Annotated in this window: 15 protein-coding genes and 1 tRNA gene; 9 read left to right on the top strand and 7 right to left on the bottom strand. The window is 64.6% G+C overall.

Features of this window, described 5'->3' with window-relative positions; all coding sequences use genetic code 11:
- The first annotated feature begins 601 nt into the window (after positions 1-601).
- From Q4I23_RS11260 to Q4I23_RS11270, 3 genes are all read left to right on the top strand, one after another.
- Positions 602-910 carry a hypothetical protein gene (locus Q4I23_RS11260; RefSeq protein WP_498526300.1) on the top strand — a complete coding sequence of 103 codons (309 nt, stop codon included), beginning with the start codon at positions 602-604 and terminating at the stop codon, positions 908-910.
- 200 nt (positions 911-1,110) lie between these two features.
- Positions 1,111-1,764, top strand: coding sequence for a S1 family peptidase (locus Q4I23_RS11265; RefSeq protein WP_498526301.1), 654 nt, complete (start codon positions 1,111-1,113; stop codon positions 1,762-1,764).
- Positions 1,761-2,195 carry a hypothetical protein gene (locus Q4I23_RS11270; RefSeq protein ID WP_498526302.1) on the top strand — a complete coding sequence of 145 codons (435 nt, stop codon included), beginning with the start codon at positions 1,761-1,763 and terminating at the stop codon, positions 2,193-2,195. The genes Q4I23_RS11265 and Q4I23_RS11270 overlap by 4 nt, the downstream gene beginning before the upstream one ends.
- A 197-nt stretch (positions 2,196-2,392) precedes the next feature.
- Here Q4I23_RS11270 and Q4I23_RS11275 read toward each other — a convergent pair whose 3' ends face one another.
- The 4 genes from Q4I23_RS11275 to Q4I23_RS11290 all read right to left on the bottom strand — a co-directional run bounded on the left by Q4I23_RS11275 (position 2,393) and on the right by Q4I23_RS11290 (position 5,682).
- Positions 2,393-2,854, bottom strand: a complete 462-nt coding sequence (locus Q4I23_RS11275; RefSeq protein ID WP_498526303.1) for a hypothetical protein — start codon at positions 2,852-2,854, stop codon at positions 2,393-2,395.
- A 465-nt stretch (positions 2,855-3,319) separates the two neighbouring features.
- Positions 3,320-3,396, bottom strand: a tRNA-Arg gene (locus Q4I23_RS11280).
- A gap of 266 nt (positions 3,397-3,662) precedes the next feature.
- On the bottom strand, positions 3,663-4,640 hold the full coding sequence (locus tag Q4I23_RS11285; protein WP_454020572.1) for an alpha/beta hydrolase: 978 nt from the start codon (positions 4,638-4,640) through the stop codon (positions 3,663-3,665).
- Positions 4,641-4,653: 13 nt separating this feature from the next.
- Positions 4,654-5,682 (bottom strand): ABC transporter ATP-binding protein, encoded by a 1,029-nt coding sequence (locus Q4I23_RS11290; RefSeq protein ID WP_454020571.1) that lies wholly within the window; start codon positions 5,680-5,682, stop codon positions 4,654-4,656.
- 171 nt (positions 5,683-5,853) lie between these two features.
- Between Q4I23_RS11290 and Q4I23_RS11295 the strand changes: the two genes are divergently transcribed.
- On the top strand, positions 5,854-6,045 hold the full coding sequence (locus Q4I23_RS11295) for a zinc-finger domain-containing protein (protein ID WP_079285642.1): 192 nt from the start codon (positions 5,854-5,856) through the stop codon (positions 6,043-6,045).
- A 339-nt stretch (positions 6,046-6,384) separates the two neighbouring features.
- Positions 6,385-8,448: a putative bifunctional diguanylate cyclase/phosphodiesterase gene (locus Q4I23_RS11300; RefSeq protein WP_498526304.1), complete on the top strand. Its 2,064-nt coding sequence runs from the start codon at positions 6,385-6,387 to the stop codon at positions 8,446-8,448.
- A gap of 55 nt (positions 8,449-8,503) precedes the next feature.
- On the opposite strand, the gene Q4I23_RS11305 is transcribed toward Q4I23_RS11300, so the two are convergent.
- Positions 8,504-9,100, bottom strand: coding sequence for a PDC sensor domain-containing protein (locus Q4I23_RS11305; RefSeq protein ID WP_498526305.1), 597 nt, complete (start codon positions 9,098-9,100; stop codon positions 8,504-8,506).
- Positions 9,101-9,285: 185 nt separating this feature from the next.
- Positions 9,286-10,428 (bottom strand): c-type cytochrome, encoded by a 1,143-nt coding sequence (locus Q4I23_RS11310; RefSeq protein WP_498526306.1) that lies wholly within the window; start codon positions 10,426-10,428, stop codon positions 9,286-9,288.
- 219 nt (positions 10,429-10,647) lie between these two features.
- On the opposite strand from Q4I23_RS11310, the gene coxB reads away from it, so the two are divergent.
- The 3 genes from coxB to Q4I23_RS11325 are packed head-to-tail and all read left to right on the top strand — an operon-like array spanning position 10,648 to position 14,527.
- Positions 10,648-11,616 (top strand): cytochrome c oxidase subunit II, encoded by a 969-nt coding sequence (gene coxB, locus Q4I23_RS11315; RefSeq protein ID WP_498526307.1) that lies wholly within the window; start codon positions 10,648-10,650, stop codon positions 11,614-11,616.
- A complete protein-coding gene (gene ctaD, locus Q4I23_RS11320; RefSeq protein WP_498526308.1) occupies positions 11,613-14,144 on the top strand; it encodes a cytochrome c oxidase subunit I in 2,532 nt (843 codons plus the stop codon). Before coxB ends, ctaD begins: the two co-directional genes overlap by 4 nt.
- A gap of 23 nt (positions 14,145-14,167) precedes the next feature.
- Positions 14,168-14,527, top strand: coding sequence for a hypothetical protein (locus tag Q4I23_RS11325; RefSeq protein WP_498526309.1), 360 nt, complete (start codon positions 14,168-14,170; stop codon positions 14,525-14,527).
- A 10-nt stretch (positions 14,528-14,537) separates the two neighbouring features.
- Here the strand turns inward: Q4I23_RS11325 and Q4I23_RS11330 are convergent, their stop codons facing one another.
- On the bottom strand, positions 14,538-15,401 hold the full coding sequence (locus Q4I23_RS11330; RefSeq protein ID WP_498526310.1) for a DUF2189 domain-containing protein: 864 nt from the start codon (positions 15,399-15,401) through the stop codon (positions 14,538-14,540).
- A 244-nt stretch (positions 15,402-15,645) separates the two neighbouring features.
- Between Q4I23_RS11330 and Q4I23_RS11335 the strand changes: the two genes are divergently transcribed.
- Entirely contained in the window at positions 15,646-15,939 is a 294-nt protein-coding gene (locus Q4I23_RS11335) for an acylphosphatase (protein WP_498526311.1), read from the top strand.
- Positions 15,940-15,999: the final 60 nt, after the last annotated feature.

Raw genomic sequence — 15,999 nt, forward strand, 5'->3', positions numbered from 1 at the left:
GCGTATAATCGTCGGCAGCGTCAGATGTGTATAAGAGACAGGTCCGGGAGCTGGCGTAGCGCTTCCACAGCGACAGGGGGATGCAATCGGAAATGTGAATAAAAAGGCCTAGCCTGCATTGCGGCTAAGCCTTTGAAATCGCTGGCGGACCCGAATGGATTCGAACCATCGGCCTCTGCCTTCGGAGGATTGATAATACTTCATTTTTACTTCGGGTGTGTTTTGTCACTACATACTGTTCCCAAATGAATTCCGAAATCTATTAGCATTTTATCTTGCCACTATACTTGGGTTTCGACCGTATTCTGCAAGACTTTGCGGAATTGATTTTTCCAGGAAATAAGTGAATTTTCAGTGGTTTAGTGGGCAATTCGGCATTGTTGCTCCATCGCAGCCGCGAAGTTAAACCAAAGAAGTAACTGGGCAAGCTCGCGAGCCAACCCTGAGATTAGAACGCGATAGCGTTGAGCGTCGCGGCATAATTAGCTCCCGATTCAGCCTCTTGGGGTTGTGCGCCCTGCCGTGATACAACAGCGCGCCGGAGCGGCTTTTGGTATCATTCCTTCCAGCGTCCTTCTCCCTTTTTCCATGAGGCCAACATATGACCGCCCCCCACACCATGAACTACGACGAGCTGGCTACTGCCTGTGCTGATCCTGAGAAGAACAAAGCCGCCTTTTCCGACATCATGGTCGATGTTCTTCCTGTGATCGAAAACGCGCTTGCCGCTGGGACCTTTTCACTGGACACCGTGCAGTCCGCGCTAACGCTGATAGAAAACCGGCTGGCCCAGCACCCTGGGCTAAATGAAGACCCTGTCCTGAAGCGCGGGATGGCTAACATCTCAGCGAAACTGAGCCGGCTACAAGAAGCCGAGTCGGGCGCACTTGGGAGGGCTTCGGCTCCGTAATTGGGGCACCGGCTTGACGGCCCACTGGTGATCGTCTGCTTGGCCCTGGTGGCGGGCTACATAGCCCGCGATCTGGGCGAGCGCGCATGTCAGTCTGCGGCAGTCTCACGGGAGAAGATAGCAGACACGACCGCGAGGCAAATCGCCCGGACATCTTGTAAGAACTCTCAGCGTTAGAACGAGAACTAAGGGGCAAGAAAATGCTTTTCCCAAATGAATATGGACAGATGATCGTAGCCATAGGGCGACAAACGGGAAATCAGGTAAAATTACTCGGATCTGCCTTTGCTGTTGCCCGCAACAAGCTCGCCACCACCGCGCACGTCGCCACCCATTCCGACGTTAACCTTGTTGCGTTAGTTTCAAAGGCTGTATCGTTAAACGACTACCAAGATACAACTGACCAATCGGCAGCGCCAATACCTGTGAAGTTGGCAGCTTTTGATCCGATCCGCGACATCGCAATTCTTGAGTTTGATGGAGATGCGCGTTTTCCATACATTATGTCCGGTGCCGATAGTGCCCCGACTGGATATCCTGTTACCACCCTAGGCTTTCCGCATTGTGACACCGGACGAATGGTGCTTACCCGTCAAGATGCCATAGTGGGAGCTCGCATCCTACTTGGAGCGAACGGCGTTAAGACAAAGCATATCGTATTGAACACACAAGCTCGGCCTGGACAATCTGGCAGCCCGGTGTTTACCCGGGACGGGAGGCAAATCGTCGCCATGCTGGTCGGTAGTTATGCTCCTGCTGTTGATAGCATCGTTGTTGCCGGCGTTGATCCGCACACACTTCACCAAACAACACACGCTATTTCGGCGGAATACATAAGAGGTATGCTCACATGACTGTTTTCGTTGACGGCAGCCGTCCTGAAGATTGGATCAAAACACTCCCTCCGTACCAAGGTTCAGCAGTTAGCGCACTGCTCGAAGGTGGGAAGGGGTTTGATGAAGCTGCAGCAATCTGGCTTGGACGAGCAGGCGCGGACAGTACTTTCCCTTTTGGAGCCGAAGTGGGGCGGCAAACCCTCCCCGATGCCGTAAAAAGTGAGTTTGCCAAGTTTATTTGTGATGACCAAGCATATTCAAATGTTAAGGAAAGCATCAAGGAAATGTGGGCCAGCAAAAAGACAGCCGTAGTGGCAAGCATTTCAGCAGCCATCGGAAGTGTCCTCGGCCTCACTGCAGTTGCCATTCTACCGGCCATTGCCCTCCTGCTTGCTTTTGTTGCACAGTTTGGACGCAATGTATGGTGCAAGATGGCAAGCTGCGGATAAGGTGATGAGACCGATTCTGCTCTCAAAATGCGTGCGCCCAACTTACAAACAAACGAAACAGGGAGGGCGAAAGCCCTCCCTTTTCTAACAGCAGGGTGCCCAGCAGTTTTTGAGGCTGCGGCCCCAGTTCTCAGAGCGTCACATTAAACTTGACCGAGCTCCGAATTTGCACTCTTCAAGCTCATATGTACGGGTGCTCATTTTAGGGTATCCATTAGCTGAAGAAAAAATCCGATACCAATCAGCAAAAACCCTGCAACATTGAAATACCAGTTTGCGGCATATTTATCTTGCGGTGCATTCTTCACCTGGGAAGATATAAACCCTATGAAACGGTAAATTGGGCGACACAACGCTGGTGCGAACAAAGACACCAATCCAGCCAAAATATCCCACATCACAAAGTGGAGCAATCCTCCATTGAGCCAAAAAATTAGCCCCGTTGCAGTCAATGCCAAGCCTATTATTTGTAGAGTAAAAAGTAAAGCACCTATCACATAGAGAAATCCCCTTTCTTTGCCGGACGCCATGATCTCAAAATTGACGAATCGATACAAGGCAGAACCGATCCTCTCCTGCACGTCTTCGCGAATGACCGTCGCGAGTAGCAAGTACACAGCGCCCAAAAATGCAATAACCAGCCCAATCCCGGTGGACATTGAGCCTTCCTTAAACGTTTGAATGTGGCTCCCACCCGCCCACACTAGGAGAGCCACAACGATGCTTTGCACAAGAGCAATAGTAAAGTATCCAGTAAGTCGCATTTCAGGTGTGCCTCCGCATTCGACGCGGAATTTTTTAGCGAACCTTGAGTTATTATTCAACCCCTAAGTGGTTCTGTAAAGTCGGAGTCGCAGTATGCTGGGTTTTGCGGACCGTCACTCTCCGCTTCCTGGCGCACCCACATGGCGGGAGCAGCTGCCGACCAACAGCCGATTTGCGCATCGAACTACGGGTTTCCCACGCGTTCGTAGTTCAGCAGAACTTCACTCTCCTTGGGTCGTAATCTCGCCCGAGATAATTGTTCCTATTCACATGCCTGGATTTAAGGATTGCTATGACCGCTGCATCAAGCTCACAGGAAAAACAAAAAAGGGAGAGCAAACGCTCTCCCTTTCGCCATATGGCGCACCCGACAGGATTCGAACCTGTGACCTACGCCTTCGGAGGGCGTCGCGCTATCCAGCTGCGCTACGGGTGCAATCTCGTTTGCCACTAAAGTAACTTTAGACCAGCAAGTCAAGCTGAAGTGTTTAACCTCGCGAGAAATCGCAAATTAACCTTCGTTAATCTCCTGCCAAATCAACTAGTTACCCCGATGAATCCCGCTCCTTCGGAGGGCAGCGCTCTATCCAGCTGAGCTACGGGTCCATCATCAGCGGAGGCGCACCATAGCGAAAAGCCTCGGCCAGTGCAAACACTCCTTTCGACATTTTTTCACACCCCGCCGGGGCCGCCCATCCGTGCTTATTTCGCGGCCAGGAGGCTGCGGTTGCGGTCGGCGCCGCTCGCCAGGGGCTGCTTGGGGTTCTCGATCCAGGTGGCGATGTCGTTGACCACCACCTGACCCTTCAGGTCGCGCAGCAGCATGTGCCAGCCGTCGGGATAGACCGCCACCACATGCCGCCCGCCGGATTCGAACTCCTCGACCGCCCGGTTGACGGGGGTCTTCGGCAGCACCTCCTCATGGGCGCCGTAGAGCACCAGGGAAGGCACCGACAAATGCCCGCAGGCGGCCAGGGCCGTGCCCATCAGGTCGGTCAGCCCCTCCAGCGCATCGACGCGGGAGCCCTTGATGACCAGCGGGTCGCGGCCGAGCGCGCGCAGCATCTCGATGTTGTCGGACGCCTGGATCTTCAGATCCTTCGGCGGGTGCACCACCATCCCCGGAACCGTGTTGTAACTGAGCCACAGCAGCGCCCGCGGGAAGAAGCCCATCGCGTCGCGGCCCCAGACGGCAGGAGCGACCAGAATCGTGCCGTTCACGTCGGGCGGAGCCGCGCTGGTCATGGCCGTCAGCACCACGGCACCGCCCATGCTTTCGCCCATCAGATAGACCGGCAGGCCAGGGTGGCGGGCGTGGATCTGCGAGACGGCCGCCTTGAGGTCGGCTACCAGCGTGTCGGTCCCCGGCCAGATGCCGGTGTTCCGCGTCGCGCCGAAGCCGCGCTGGTCGTAGGCGTAGACGGCGATCCCCCTTGCGGCAAGGCTGCGCCCGGCCCCGTCGAAGGCGTTGGAATAGTCGTTGTAGCCGTGCAGGGCCAGCACCACCGCGCGAGACGTTCCATCCTCGGGCAGCCAGCGGCGCAGCGGCAGTTCGAAGCCGTCGGCGGCGATCAGGGCGCGGTCTGTCAGGGCCGGCTGGGTCACGGGGAGGCCCATCGGCTGGTAGGCCGCGGTGCAGCCGGACAGCAGAAGGCCGATCCCGACGATCAGTTTCGCCATCCGGCCGGCCGCCCTACGCCGCATCGTGCGCGATCTCCTTGCGGGCGTGCGCGCCGCCGGTCAGCTGCAGGAAGATGTCCTCCAGGTCCGACTCCTCGGTACTCAGATCGACCACCCCCAGCCCGGCGCTTGCCAGGGCGGCGAGAATGCCGTCCACCCGCTGGCGGCTCGGCTGGTAGCGGACGATCAGGCGCCGCGGCTCAGCCAGTTCGGCGGTGAAGGCGGACAGTTCCGCCGGCACGGCGTCCAAGTTGCGGTCCACCAGAACGGTCAGCGCCTTGGCGTCCACCCGGCGGAGCAGCGTCGCCGTCGGCTCGCAGGCCACCACCGTGCCATGGTTGATGATGGCGATGGAGTCGCACAGCTCCTGCGCCTCCTCCAGATAATGGGTGGTCAGCAGCACCGTCGAGCCCTCGCGGTTCAGCTTGCGCACATGCTCCCACAACTGGATGCGCAGTTCCACGTCCACGCCGGCGGTCGGCTCGTCCAGCACCAGGACGGGCGGGGTGTGCACCATCGCCTTCGCCACCATCAGACGCCGCTTCATGCCCCCCGACAGCGACCGGGCGTAGGCGTCGGCCTTGTCACGCAAGCCCACGGCCTCCAGAAGCTCTTCGGTCCGGCGCTCGGCCTTGGGCACGCCGTAGAGGCCGGCCTGAAGCTCCAGCATTTCCCGCGGAGTGAAAAAAGGGTCCATGTTCAGTTCCTGGGGGACCACGCCGATCGACGCCCGCGCTTGGCGCGGATGGGCGTCGATGTCGGTTCCCCAGATCGACACCGTGCCGCCGGTCTTGTTGACCAGACCCGCCATGATGTTGATGAGCGTGGACTTGCCCGCCCCGTTCGGCCCCAGAAGCCCGAACACCGCCCCGCGCGGAATCGCCAGGTCTATGCCCTTAAGAGCTTGTTTCGGGCCGGCCTTTCCGGAGGCCTGGTAGGTCTTGGTGAGGCCGCGCACCTCCACGGCGTATGCGGGGACGGCGTGGGCGGGCAAGGTGGCGGTGGGCAGGGCGGCGGCGTTCAGCGGGTCGTGGGCAACCATGGAATCGAAAGGGCCTTTCCGGTCGTGCCCCTGGTCCGAATCCCCGAGGGCGATCACTGTCCAATCACTTGATCCGTCCGGCGCGTTGGGTATGATCCGACCCCGCGCGCGTGCCTCATTCGGTGGGCATCTTAACGATGGCGTTAACGCGCGTGTGTGTCAAAGCGGAGGATGTCTGCCATGCAGCCAATTGAAACGATTGAAGTCGAAACCCTGACCGTCGGGTGTGACGGCGGCGGCGGCGCGCTCGGCCACCCGCTTGTCTATCTGACGCTGAGCGCCGAGGGGAAGGTCGAATGCCCCTACTGTTCGCGTCACTTCGTCCTGAAGGAAGGCGCCAAGACGGGCACGCACGGGCACTGACCCCGGCGGCGCCTCTTACAGGGCGGAAATGCCACGCGCAGCAAGGGCCGGAGCGATCCGGCCCTTTTTGTTTGCCGATGGTCCGAACCGGTGATTCAGGCCGATTCTGTGGCCTTTCCGCCACCCGGCGCTGTGGCGATGCAACGTCCAGGCGGGATGGGTCATATGCCTCTTTTATTGCAATTGTGAAAAATATAAAACGAACCGCCTTGACGCGCGTCGCGATCCGCCTTCTACTTTTTTGCGGCGCAAAAGAGGCGTCCATCGCAATTGCCCGCTCAGGTCCTCCGCATGCTTTTTCCTGAGGCCAACGCTCTCGCGCCAGATGAGGCCCGGTCCATGAGCCAAGAGACGGAAGAGCAATACAGAAGTATTTTCGAGAACGCGGTCGAAGGTATTTACCAGACCACGGTGGACGGGCGTTATCTGCGGGTCAACCCGGCGCTGGCGCGGATCTACGGCTACCGGTCGCCGGCCGACCTGATCGACAACCTAACGGACATCGCCGGCCAGCTCTACGTCGACCCCGGCAAGCGCGAGGCCTTCGCCCGCCTGATGGCCGAGCGCGATGTGGTGCAGAGCTTCGAGGCGCGGGTCTTCCGCAACGACGGTTCGATCATCTGGATCTCGGAGAACGCGCGCTGCGTGCGCGATCCGCAGGGCCGCATCCGCTACTACGAAGGCACCGTCCAGGACATCACCGAGCGCAAGCAGCACGAGGAGAAGATCCGGCTGCTCGCCACCGTCTTCGACAGCGTGGCCGACGGCATCCTGATCGTGGACCCCGACCTGTCGGTGCAGGCGGTCAACCCGGCCTACGAGGTGATGACCGACTTCCAGCGCGAGGAGCTTCTCCACCGCCCGCTGGTGATCTTCGCCCCCGGCTCGCACGAGCGCGCCTTCATCGAGGACATCTGGCGCACCGCCCGCACCGAAGGGCGCTGGCAGGGCGAGGTGACCAGCTTCCGCCATTCCGGCGACGCCTTCGCGGCCTCGCTGTCGGTCACGGCGGTGCGCGCGCCGGGCGGGGCGATGGAGCATTACGTGCTGACGCTCGCCGATATCAGCCAGCGCAAGGACCAGGAACACCAGATCCGCTACCAGGCCAGCTTCGACCGGCTGACCGACCTGCCCAACCGCTGGCTGGTCTGCGAGCGGCTGGAGGAGGCCATCGTGCGCGCCCAGCGCATGCGCACCAAGGTCGCCGTGGCCTTCCTCGACCTCAACCGCTTCAAGCAGGTCAACGACACGTTGGGCCACCACGCCGGCGACGACCTGCTGAAGCTGGTGGCCAAGCGGCTGCGCAACTGCACCCGCGTGTCCGACACGGTGGGCCGGCTGGGCGGCGACGAGTTCCTGATCGTGGCCCCCGACGCGGTGGACCGAGCCGCCGGCGCCCGGCTGGTCGAGAAGATCCTCTATTCGATGGGCGAGCCCTTCGCCGTCCACAACCAGGAACTTTTCTGCGGCGCCTCGATCGGCGTGGCTTTCTTCCCCGACGACGGCGAGACGGCGGACCAGCTCCTGCGCAACGCCGACCTCGCCATGTACCACGCCAAGCGCAACCCGGAATGCAAGTTCGTCTTCTACGAGGCGGGCATGCGGGAGCGCACCGGCTTCACGTTGGGGCTGGAAAGCGACCTGCGCCGCGCCGCCGCCACCGGCGAGGAGTTCGCGCTGCATTTCCAGCCCAAGGTGGACATGCCGCAGCGCGGCTCCCACCGGGTGATCGGGGCGGAGGCGCTGATCCGCTGGCACCATCCGGTCCGCGGCCTCGTCAGCCCGGCGGAGTTCATCCCGCTGGCCGAGGAGACCGGCCTGATCTGGGAAATCGGCGCCTGGACCCTGAAGGAGGCCTGCGCCCGGCTGGCCGGCTGGCTGGCGGCGGGGCTGGACATCGCGTCGGTGTCGGTCAACCTATCGCCGCGCCAGTTCCAAGACGCGCGTCTGGTGACCTTCGTCCGCGACGTGGTGGAGCGCAGCGGCGTGCCGCCGGAGCGGCTGGAGCTGGAGCTGACCGAGGGCGCCATGATCGGCGACATCGAGAAGGCGGTGACCATCCTGCACGGGCTGAAGGGGATCGGCATCCGCCTGTCCATCGACGATTTCGGGACCGGCTATTCCTCGTTGGCCTATCTGAAGCGGTTCCCGATCAACACGCTGAAGATCGACCGCAGCTTCGTCCGCGACATCGTGCAGTCGGCCACCGACCCGGCCATCGTCAACACCATCGTGAATCTGGCCGAGAGCCTGGGCTTCGACACCATCGCCGAGGGAGTGGAGACGGAGGAGCAGGCGGACATGCTGCGCCGCCAGCGCTGCACGCGCATCCAGGGCTTCCTGATCAGCCGCCCGCTGGATGTGGACGCCTTCCAGCGCTTCCTGGTGGAGAACGCTGGGTAGGGCGGCTTCCCGTTGGCGGCCCGGCGGGGATGGGCCGGCGGGAAGCCGCGCCCCGTCAGTTGCCGAGCTTGTTGGTGTCGAGCACGATCATCGCCACGCCGATCTTCTCCTTGCTGGCAGGATCGAGCACGGGAACGCTGACCTCGGTCAGCATGGCGTTCGTCCCGGTGTCCTTCTCCGGGTCGGTCATGTAGAGGTCGGAGCCGCCACTGTAGACCTTCTGCCACTTCGGCTCGTCGCCCTGCCAATAGTCGGAGGTGCCGCCGGTCTGGGCCACGTTCAGGCCGCGGTTGTCCATCAGAAGGATTTCCACGATCCGGCCGTTGCTCTTGTCCGTCACCTCCTTCAGGCGCTTGGTCACGGCGTTGGCGGCGATCTTGTCGTAGGTGGGGTTGGCGGACTTGGCCTTGGCCGCCGCCTTCCAATCGTTGTCCATGGCGTCGATCTTGGCTTGGTCGAGGCCCTTGTTCTGCGCGTTCTGGGCCTTGACGGCGTCGACGACCGCCGGATCGGCGAGCCAGCTCTGGGTCTGCGGGCTCACCGTCTTGCGAACGTTGGCTTCCAGGGCGGGATCGGCGGCGTAGGCCGGCAGCGTGCCGAGCACGGTTAGAAGCGCCGCAGTGGACAGGAGTAGGGAAAAGCGTTTGGACATCGATTCCTCCCATGATTGATCCGCCCACGGGCTGCCTTCGCGGCCTGTGCTCCGTGGGCGCAGAACCATAGGTCCCGCTTCATCCCGCTCGTCAGAGGAATGCGTGAATTATTCCGTGAGACGGAAAATCAGCAATCCTAACCATTGTTGTTCTTGAACGGGTGGCGCTTGGTCGAGGGCAAGGTTCAGCGCTCTCCCTCCGTCTCCGCCGTCTGCCGTGGGCGGCTCTGCGCGTAGTGCAGGGATAGGGCGCGGATCTGCTCCTCCGTCAGGTTGCGGACGGCGGCGCCCATGATCCTGGACAGCGGCGTGTCGCCGTGCGCGTCCTTCTGCCAGAGGCGGAGCTGGTCGGCGATGTAGCTCGCGTGCTGGCCGTCGAGGCGGGGGTAGCGCGGGTCGCGGTCCTCGCCATGGCAGCCGGAGCAGGCCGGAACCCCGGTGGCGCGGTCGCCGGAATCGGCGAGCCGGGCGCCCAACTCCAGCAGGGCCGGATCGGCGTCGGCGGGCGGGGGCGGGTAGGGCGCCGCCGTTTGCCCCGCATAGTGGTCAGCCAGGGTGCGCAGGATCGAATCGTCCAGCCCGGCGGCCACCGGCTGCATGATGCCGCTGTGCCGCCCGCCCTCGGCGTAGGCCTTCAGCGCGTGGAAGAGATACTCGGCGTTCTGGCCGGACAGGCGGGGGAAGGCGGCAATGCTGCCCCCGGGGCCGCCTCCGGCTCCGTCATAGCCGTGGCAGCGGGCGCAATTGTCCAGAACCTCGCGGGCGGAGCCGTCCAGCATTTGCAGATCGGCCAGGGCCGAGCGGTCGCCGTCCGGCGGCGTTTCCCCGAAGGCGAGGCGGCGGTATTCCTCGGCGCTCATGCCGTCCAGCCGACGCAGGAAGGCCGCCACCGCCCAGGGCTCGTCGTCGCGCGCCTGCGCCGGCCAAGCCGGCATGCCGGCGTACTTGATGCCGTTGTAGGTGATCCAATAGAGCTGCTTGTCCGTCCAGTCCCCGGCATGGCCCGGCAGGAAGGGCGGGGTGGGCAGCATGTGGCGCGAGATCGGGTTGCGCCCGACGTCCGGCGCACCGTGGCAGGGGGCGCAGCCGTCCTCGTAATGGCCGGCGCCGCGCCGGATCAGCGCCGGGTCGTCGAGGTCGGGGGGATCGCCCACGAAGGCGGCGTGCGTCTCAATGGAGCTGCGCATCGCCATGCTGAAGAACCAGTGGACCGGTGGCCAGTGCTCCTTGCTGGCGGCGATGCTGTAGAGCCCCGACCAGGCGAACAGGAAGCCCCCCACCGCTTGGGCGCCCAGAACCAGCCCGATGATCGTCAGAACTCTGCGCATGGATGGGACGCTCCGGCTGTTGTGGGTGTTCGTCCCCGAATGAATGCTCCCCTGATGACCGAAGTTCCGGCGGAACCTGCGGCCTTGCCGTGAGTTTAGCCGTGCAACGACGATGCCCGCCGCCGCGGGCCAACGCCGCGAGGGGGGTGCATGGACCGCAGGTCTGGCCGCAGCGAGGGACGCAGACGGAGTTGGCGGGGAGCGGCCCTGGCCGGCGGAATGGGGCTCCTGGCGGCCTGCGAGCGGGGTCCGCAATCCGCGCTCCACCCCGCCGGACGCAACGCCGAGGCGATCCTCGACCTGACGCTGATCCTGGTCGCCGGGGGTGGGGTCATCTTCCTTTTCGTCATGGCGCTGGCGGGTTACGCCGTCATCGCCCGGCCGGAGCGCTTTCCCGGAAGCCGCGCCTGGATCATCGGCGGCGGCCTCGTCTTTCCCATCGTCACGCTGACCGCGCTGCAGGTCTACGAGTTCGCCGTGGCCCGGCAACTGTCGGACACCGGCGGGGTGGAGCCGCTGCGCATCGAGGTCACCGGCTACATGTGGTGGTGGGAAGTCCGCTATCCCGACGTGACGGTGGAGGGCGCCGGGGAGGGGGGTGAGGTGCTGCGCACCGCCAACCGCCTCGTCATCCCGGCCGGGCGCCCGGTGGAGGTGGTGGTGACCGCGGCGGACGTCATCCACAGCTTCTGGGTGCCCAGCCTGGGCGGCAAGATGGACATGATCCCCGGCCACGAGAACCGGCTGATCCTGGTCGGGGAGCGGCCCGGCACCTACCGCGGCCAGTGCGCCGAGTACTGCGGCGCCCAGCACGCGCTGATGGCCTTCGACGTGGTGGTGGAACCGCCCGATCGCTTCGAGGAGTGGCTGGCCGCCGAGCGCCGCCCCGCCGCGGAGCCCGACGGGCCGCAGCGGGCCGCCGGGCGCGACGCCTTCCTGCGCTCCGGCTGCGGGTCCTGCCACACGGTGCGCGGGACGCCGGCCAACGGGGCGGCCGGGCCGGACCTGACCCATGTCGGCGGGCGCGGCGCGCTGGCCGCCGGGACGCTGCCCAACACGCCGGAGGCTCTGGCCGGCTGGATCGCCGGGGCGCAGCACATCAAGCCGGAGAACCGCATGCCGTCCTTCCCGATCCTGGGCGGCGACGATCTGCACGCCATCGCCGTTTGGCTGGAGAGCCTGAAATGACCCCGCCGCTCGACGATGCCACCCTGCCCAACCGCCTGCCGCGTCCGAAGGAGGAGCTGGAGGCGCTGAAGCGCGCCTGGAAACCGACCTCCGGCCTCGGTCTGCTGAAGGAGGTGAACAACAACATCATCGGGGTGCTGTACATCGCCACGGCGCTGCTGTTCTTCGTCATCTCGGGCACGCTGGCGCTGGTCATGCGGACGCAGCTCGCCGTGCCGGAAAACGACGTGCTGGGGCACAGCCTCTACAACCAGTTCTTCACCGTGCACGGCACGGGCATGATGTTCCTGTTCGCTGTGCCCATCGTGGAGGCCATCGGCGTCTTCCTGCTGCCCTCCATGCTGGCGGCGCGCGACCTGCCCTTTCCGCGGCTGTCGGCCTTCGCCTTCTGGGCCTATCTGTTCGGCGGGCTGGCCTTCTTCTGCTCGCTGATCTTCGAGGTGGCGCCGGACGGCGGCTGGTTCATGTACCCGCCGCTGACCAGCATGAAGTTCTCCCCCGGCATCAACGCCGATTTCTGGCTGCTCGGGATCGGCTTCATCGAGATATCGGCCATCGCCGGGGCCATCGAGATCATCGTCGGCATCCTGCGCACCCGCCCTCCCGGCATGACGCTGGACAAGATCCCGGTCTATTGCTGGTCGATGCTGGTCATGGCCGGGATGATCGTCTTCGCCTTCCCGGCGGTGATCATCGCGACCGCGCTGTTGGAGATCGAGCGCGCCTTCGACTGGCCCTTCTTCATCGCGGAGCGGGGCGGCGACCCGCTGCTCTGGCAGCACCTGTTCTGGTTCTTCGGCCATCCGGAGGTCTACATCATCTTCCTGCCAGCGGCGGGGCTGGTGTCGATGATGGTGCCGGCGCTGGCGCAGCGGCCGCTGGTCGGCCACGACTGGGTGGTGGTTGCGCTGGTCGGCACCGGCTTCTTCAGCTTCGGCCTGTGGGTGCACCACATGTTCGCCACCGGCATCCCGCCGCTGAGCCTCAGCTTCTTCTCCGCCGCCAGCATGGCCGTGTCGGTGCCGGCGGGCATCCAGGTCTTCGCCTGGATCGCTACTCTGGGCAAGGGACGGCTGCAATGGACGGTGGCGACGTGGTTCCTGCTGGGCTTCCTGTTCATCTTCGTGGCCGGCGGCCTGACCGGCGTGATGGTGGCGGTGATTCCCTTCGACTGGCAGGCCCATGACAGCTACTTCGTGGTGGCACACCTGCATTACGTGCTGATCGGCGGCATGGTCTTCCCGGTCTTCGCCGGCCTGTATCACTGGTGGCCGACCATGAAGGGCACCATGCTGTCGGAGCGGCTGGGACGCTGGGCCTTCTGGATGATGTTCATCGGCTTCAACGTCGCCTTCTTCCCCATGCATGTCAGCGGCCTGATGGGGATGCCGCGGCGCGTCTACACCTATCCGGGGGATCTCGGCTGGAACGTCCTGAACATGGTCTCGACCGTCGGGGCCTTCGTAATGGCCTTCGGCGTCCTGCTGGTGCTGATCGACATGGCGCGCGACGCCTTCGGCCGGGGCCGCCCGGCGCCGGAGAATCCGTGGAAGGCGGGGACGCTGGAGTGGATTCCGAACGACGACTACGCGACGCGCAGCATCCCGCATGTCCGCTCGCTCTACCCGCTGTGGGACAATCCGAACCTGTCGCGTGAGGTGCAGGAGGGCGCCCATTACCTGCCCGGCGCCCCGACCCGGCGGCGCGAGACCATCGTGACCAGCCCGATCGAGGCCCGGCCGCAGTATCTGATGCCGATGCCCGGCCCGCACTGGAGCCATTTCCTCGCCGGACTGTTCACCGCCGCCCATTTCATCTGTCTGGCGGTGCAGCTCTACTGGGTGTCGCTGGTGCCGGGGGTGCTGGCCATCGCCTCGGTCTTCTGGTGGGTGTGGAGCCTCGACAAGGGGGCCGACCATCCGCCGCAGGACGTCGGCGGCGGATGGCGTGTGCCGGTCTATCTCCAGGGATCGGAGAACCATTCCTGGTGGGGGACGGCGGTCCTGCTGCTGGTCGACGGGACGGCCTTCGCCTGCCTGTGCTTCACCTACGTCTTCCTGTGGACGGTCAGCCCGGATGTCTGGCCGGTGGGCACCGACGCCCTGCCGGGGCTTGGGTGGCTGTTCGGCGAGGCGGGGCTCTGGGTCGTGGCGGCGGGAGCGATGCTGCTGGCGAGCCGCGCCGTGGCCCATAACCGCTCCTGGACGATGCGGGGCGCCCTGCTTGTTGGTCTCCTGCTGATGTTGGCCGCCGCGGTGGCCGAGCCCTACAACCACATCGGCAGCGGCCTCGTGGCGTCGGAGAGCGCCTACGGCGCCATCGTCTACATGCTGGCCTCCTGGCAGGTCTTTCACGTCGTGATCCTGGTCCTGATGACCGGCTTCACGCTGGCGCGCTCCTTCGCCGGGCGGCTGCACGCGCAGCGACGGGTCACCTTCGACAATGTGATGCTGGTGTGGCTCTACACCTGCGGGCAAGGGATCGTGTCCCTCCTGCTGGTGCATCTGTTCCCGCGTCTGGCCGTGTGAGCCCGGAAATTGTGAGGTGGGGCATGGAGAAGACGGCGTTCACCGCGACCTTCACCGGAATGATGTCGGCCTTCCTGATCTGGGCGGCCCATTTCGCGGTGATCTACGGCATCAACGGCCTGATCTGCGCCCGCGCATGGGACAGGGTGGAACTGTACGGCCACCCCGTCGCGGTGGTGCTGATCCTCGGCGCCACGGCGGTCGCCCTGCTGCTGGCTGCGGGCGTGCTGGTGGCGGCGCTGTGGGGCGCCGCTCCGGGCCGGCGGACCAGCGAGGACCCGCGCCGCTTCATCCGTCTGTTCACCGGGCTTGCCGCCGCGGGGTCGCTGGTCGCCATCCTGTGGAACGGGCTTCCTGCCGTGCAGGTGCCGGCCTGCGGTTAGCCCAACCGCCTTATTCCGGGATCAGGCGCCGGTAGAGGTGCCATGTGGCGTGGCCGAGCACCGGCATGACGATCACCAGCCCGACAAAGGCCGGCAGCGAACCGAGCAGCAGACCGCCGGCCACGATCATTCCCCAGAGCGCCATGGGCTCGGGATTCCTCAGGGTGGCGCGGACGGAGGTGCGGATGGCCGTCGCCACGCCGACCCGGCGGTCCATGAGGAGCGGGAAGCTGACCACGCTGATCGCCAGCGCCAGAACGGCGAACAGGAAGCCGACCCCGACCCCCAGCACGATCATCGCCCAGCCGGCGCGGGTGGTGAACAGGGCGTGGGTGAAGGCGCTCCAGCCCTCCGGCGCCAACGGGGCGAGGGTCGCCATGTAGATGAGCTGCGCCGCCACCAGCCACAGCAGGAACACCGCCGTCAGGATCGCCCCCATCGCCAGGATCGCCCCGAAAGCCGGGGAGCGCGCCACCGCGAAGGCGTCGCCCCAGGACACGCGGTCGCCCCGCTCGCGCCGACGGCTCATCTCATAGAGGCCGACCGCGGCGAAGGGGCCGATCAGCACGAAGCCGGAGGCCAGTGGAAACAGCAGGTGCAGCGCGTTCCCGTGGAGCAGCAGTTCCGCCAGCAGCAGCCCGACGAGCGGGTAGATCAGGGCGATGAAGAGAACGTCGGTCCGGCAGGCCATGAAGTCATGGAGCCCTTTCCTCAGCGCGTCGCGCAGGTCGTCGCTGCGGATGCGCCGCACGGTCGGCTCCAGCGCCGCCCGTTCCCGCGCCGACGGAGCGATGGCGTGGCCCGCTTCGGCCAGACCGTGGGACCAGGATTTGAAATGGGCCGCTCCCCACTCCGCAGGGTTTCGGATGGTCATGTCCGTTCCTCCCGAACCGTTCGTTCAGGGGGTGCGAGCCCGCCCGTGCCCGGTCGCGGCCTTCGCTGTCGCGGCCCGGCGGTCACAGGAGATCCCGCGCCCCGCCATGCACGGATGATACGCCGACGAATGGTCGGCGGCACTGTTCATTGGGGGAGGGGAAGGCGCCGGGGCGCGCCGGGTTTTCCGGAACCGGCTCTTGTCCTATTGTCCTGACCGTACGGAAACGATACCGGGGATAAGAATGGCGGATGAGGAAAACCGCAAGGCCGTGCTGGCCCGCGTTCATGGCAAGGTGCAGGGCGTCTGGTACCGCGGCTGGACGGTGGACACGGCGAGCCGGCTGGGGCTGGCCGGCTGGGTGCGCAACCGCGGCGACGGAACGGTGGAGGCGCTGTTCGCCGGCCCGGCGGACGCCGTGGATCGGATGCTGGAGGCCTGCCGCCGCGGCCCCTCCGCCGCCGTGGTCAGCGACATCGCCGTGGAGGCGGCCCGCGATCCCGGTCCGGGCGTCTTCGAGCAACGCCCGACGCAGTGACGTCCGGTCGGGATCAATCCCCCGATCCCGACCGGCCTGCGATTCCGACCAGGCGTCGCC

This window comes from Azospirillum sp. UFLA03-27 (assembly GCF_059803775.1).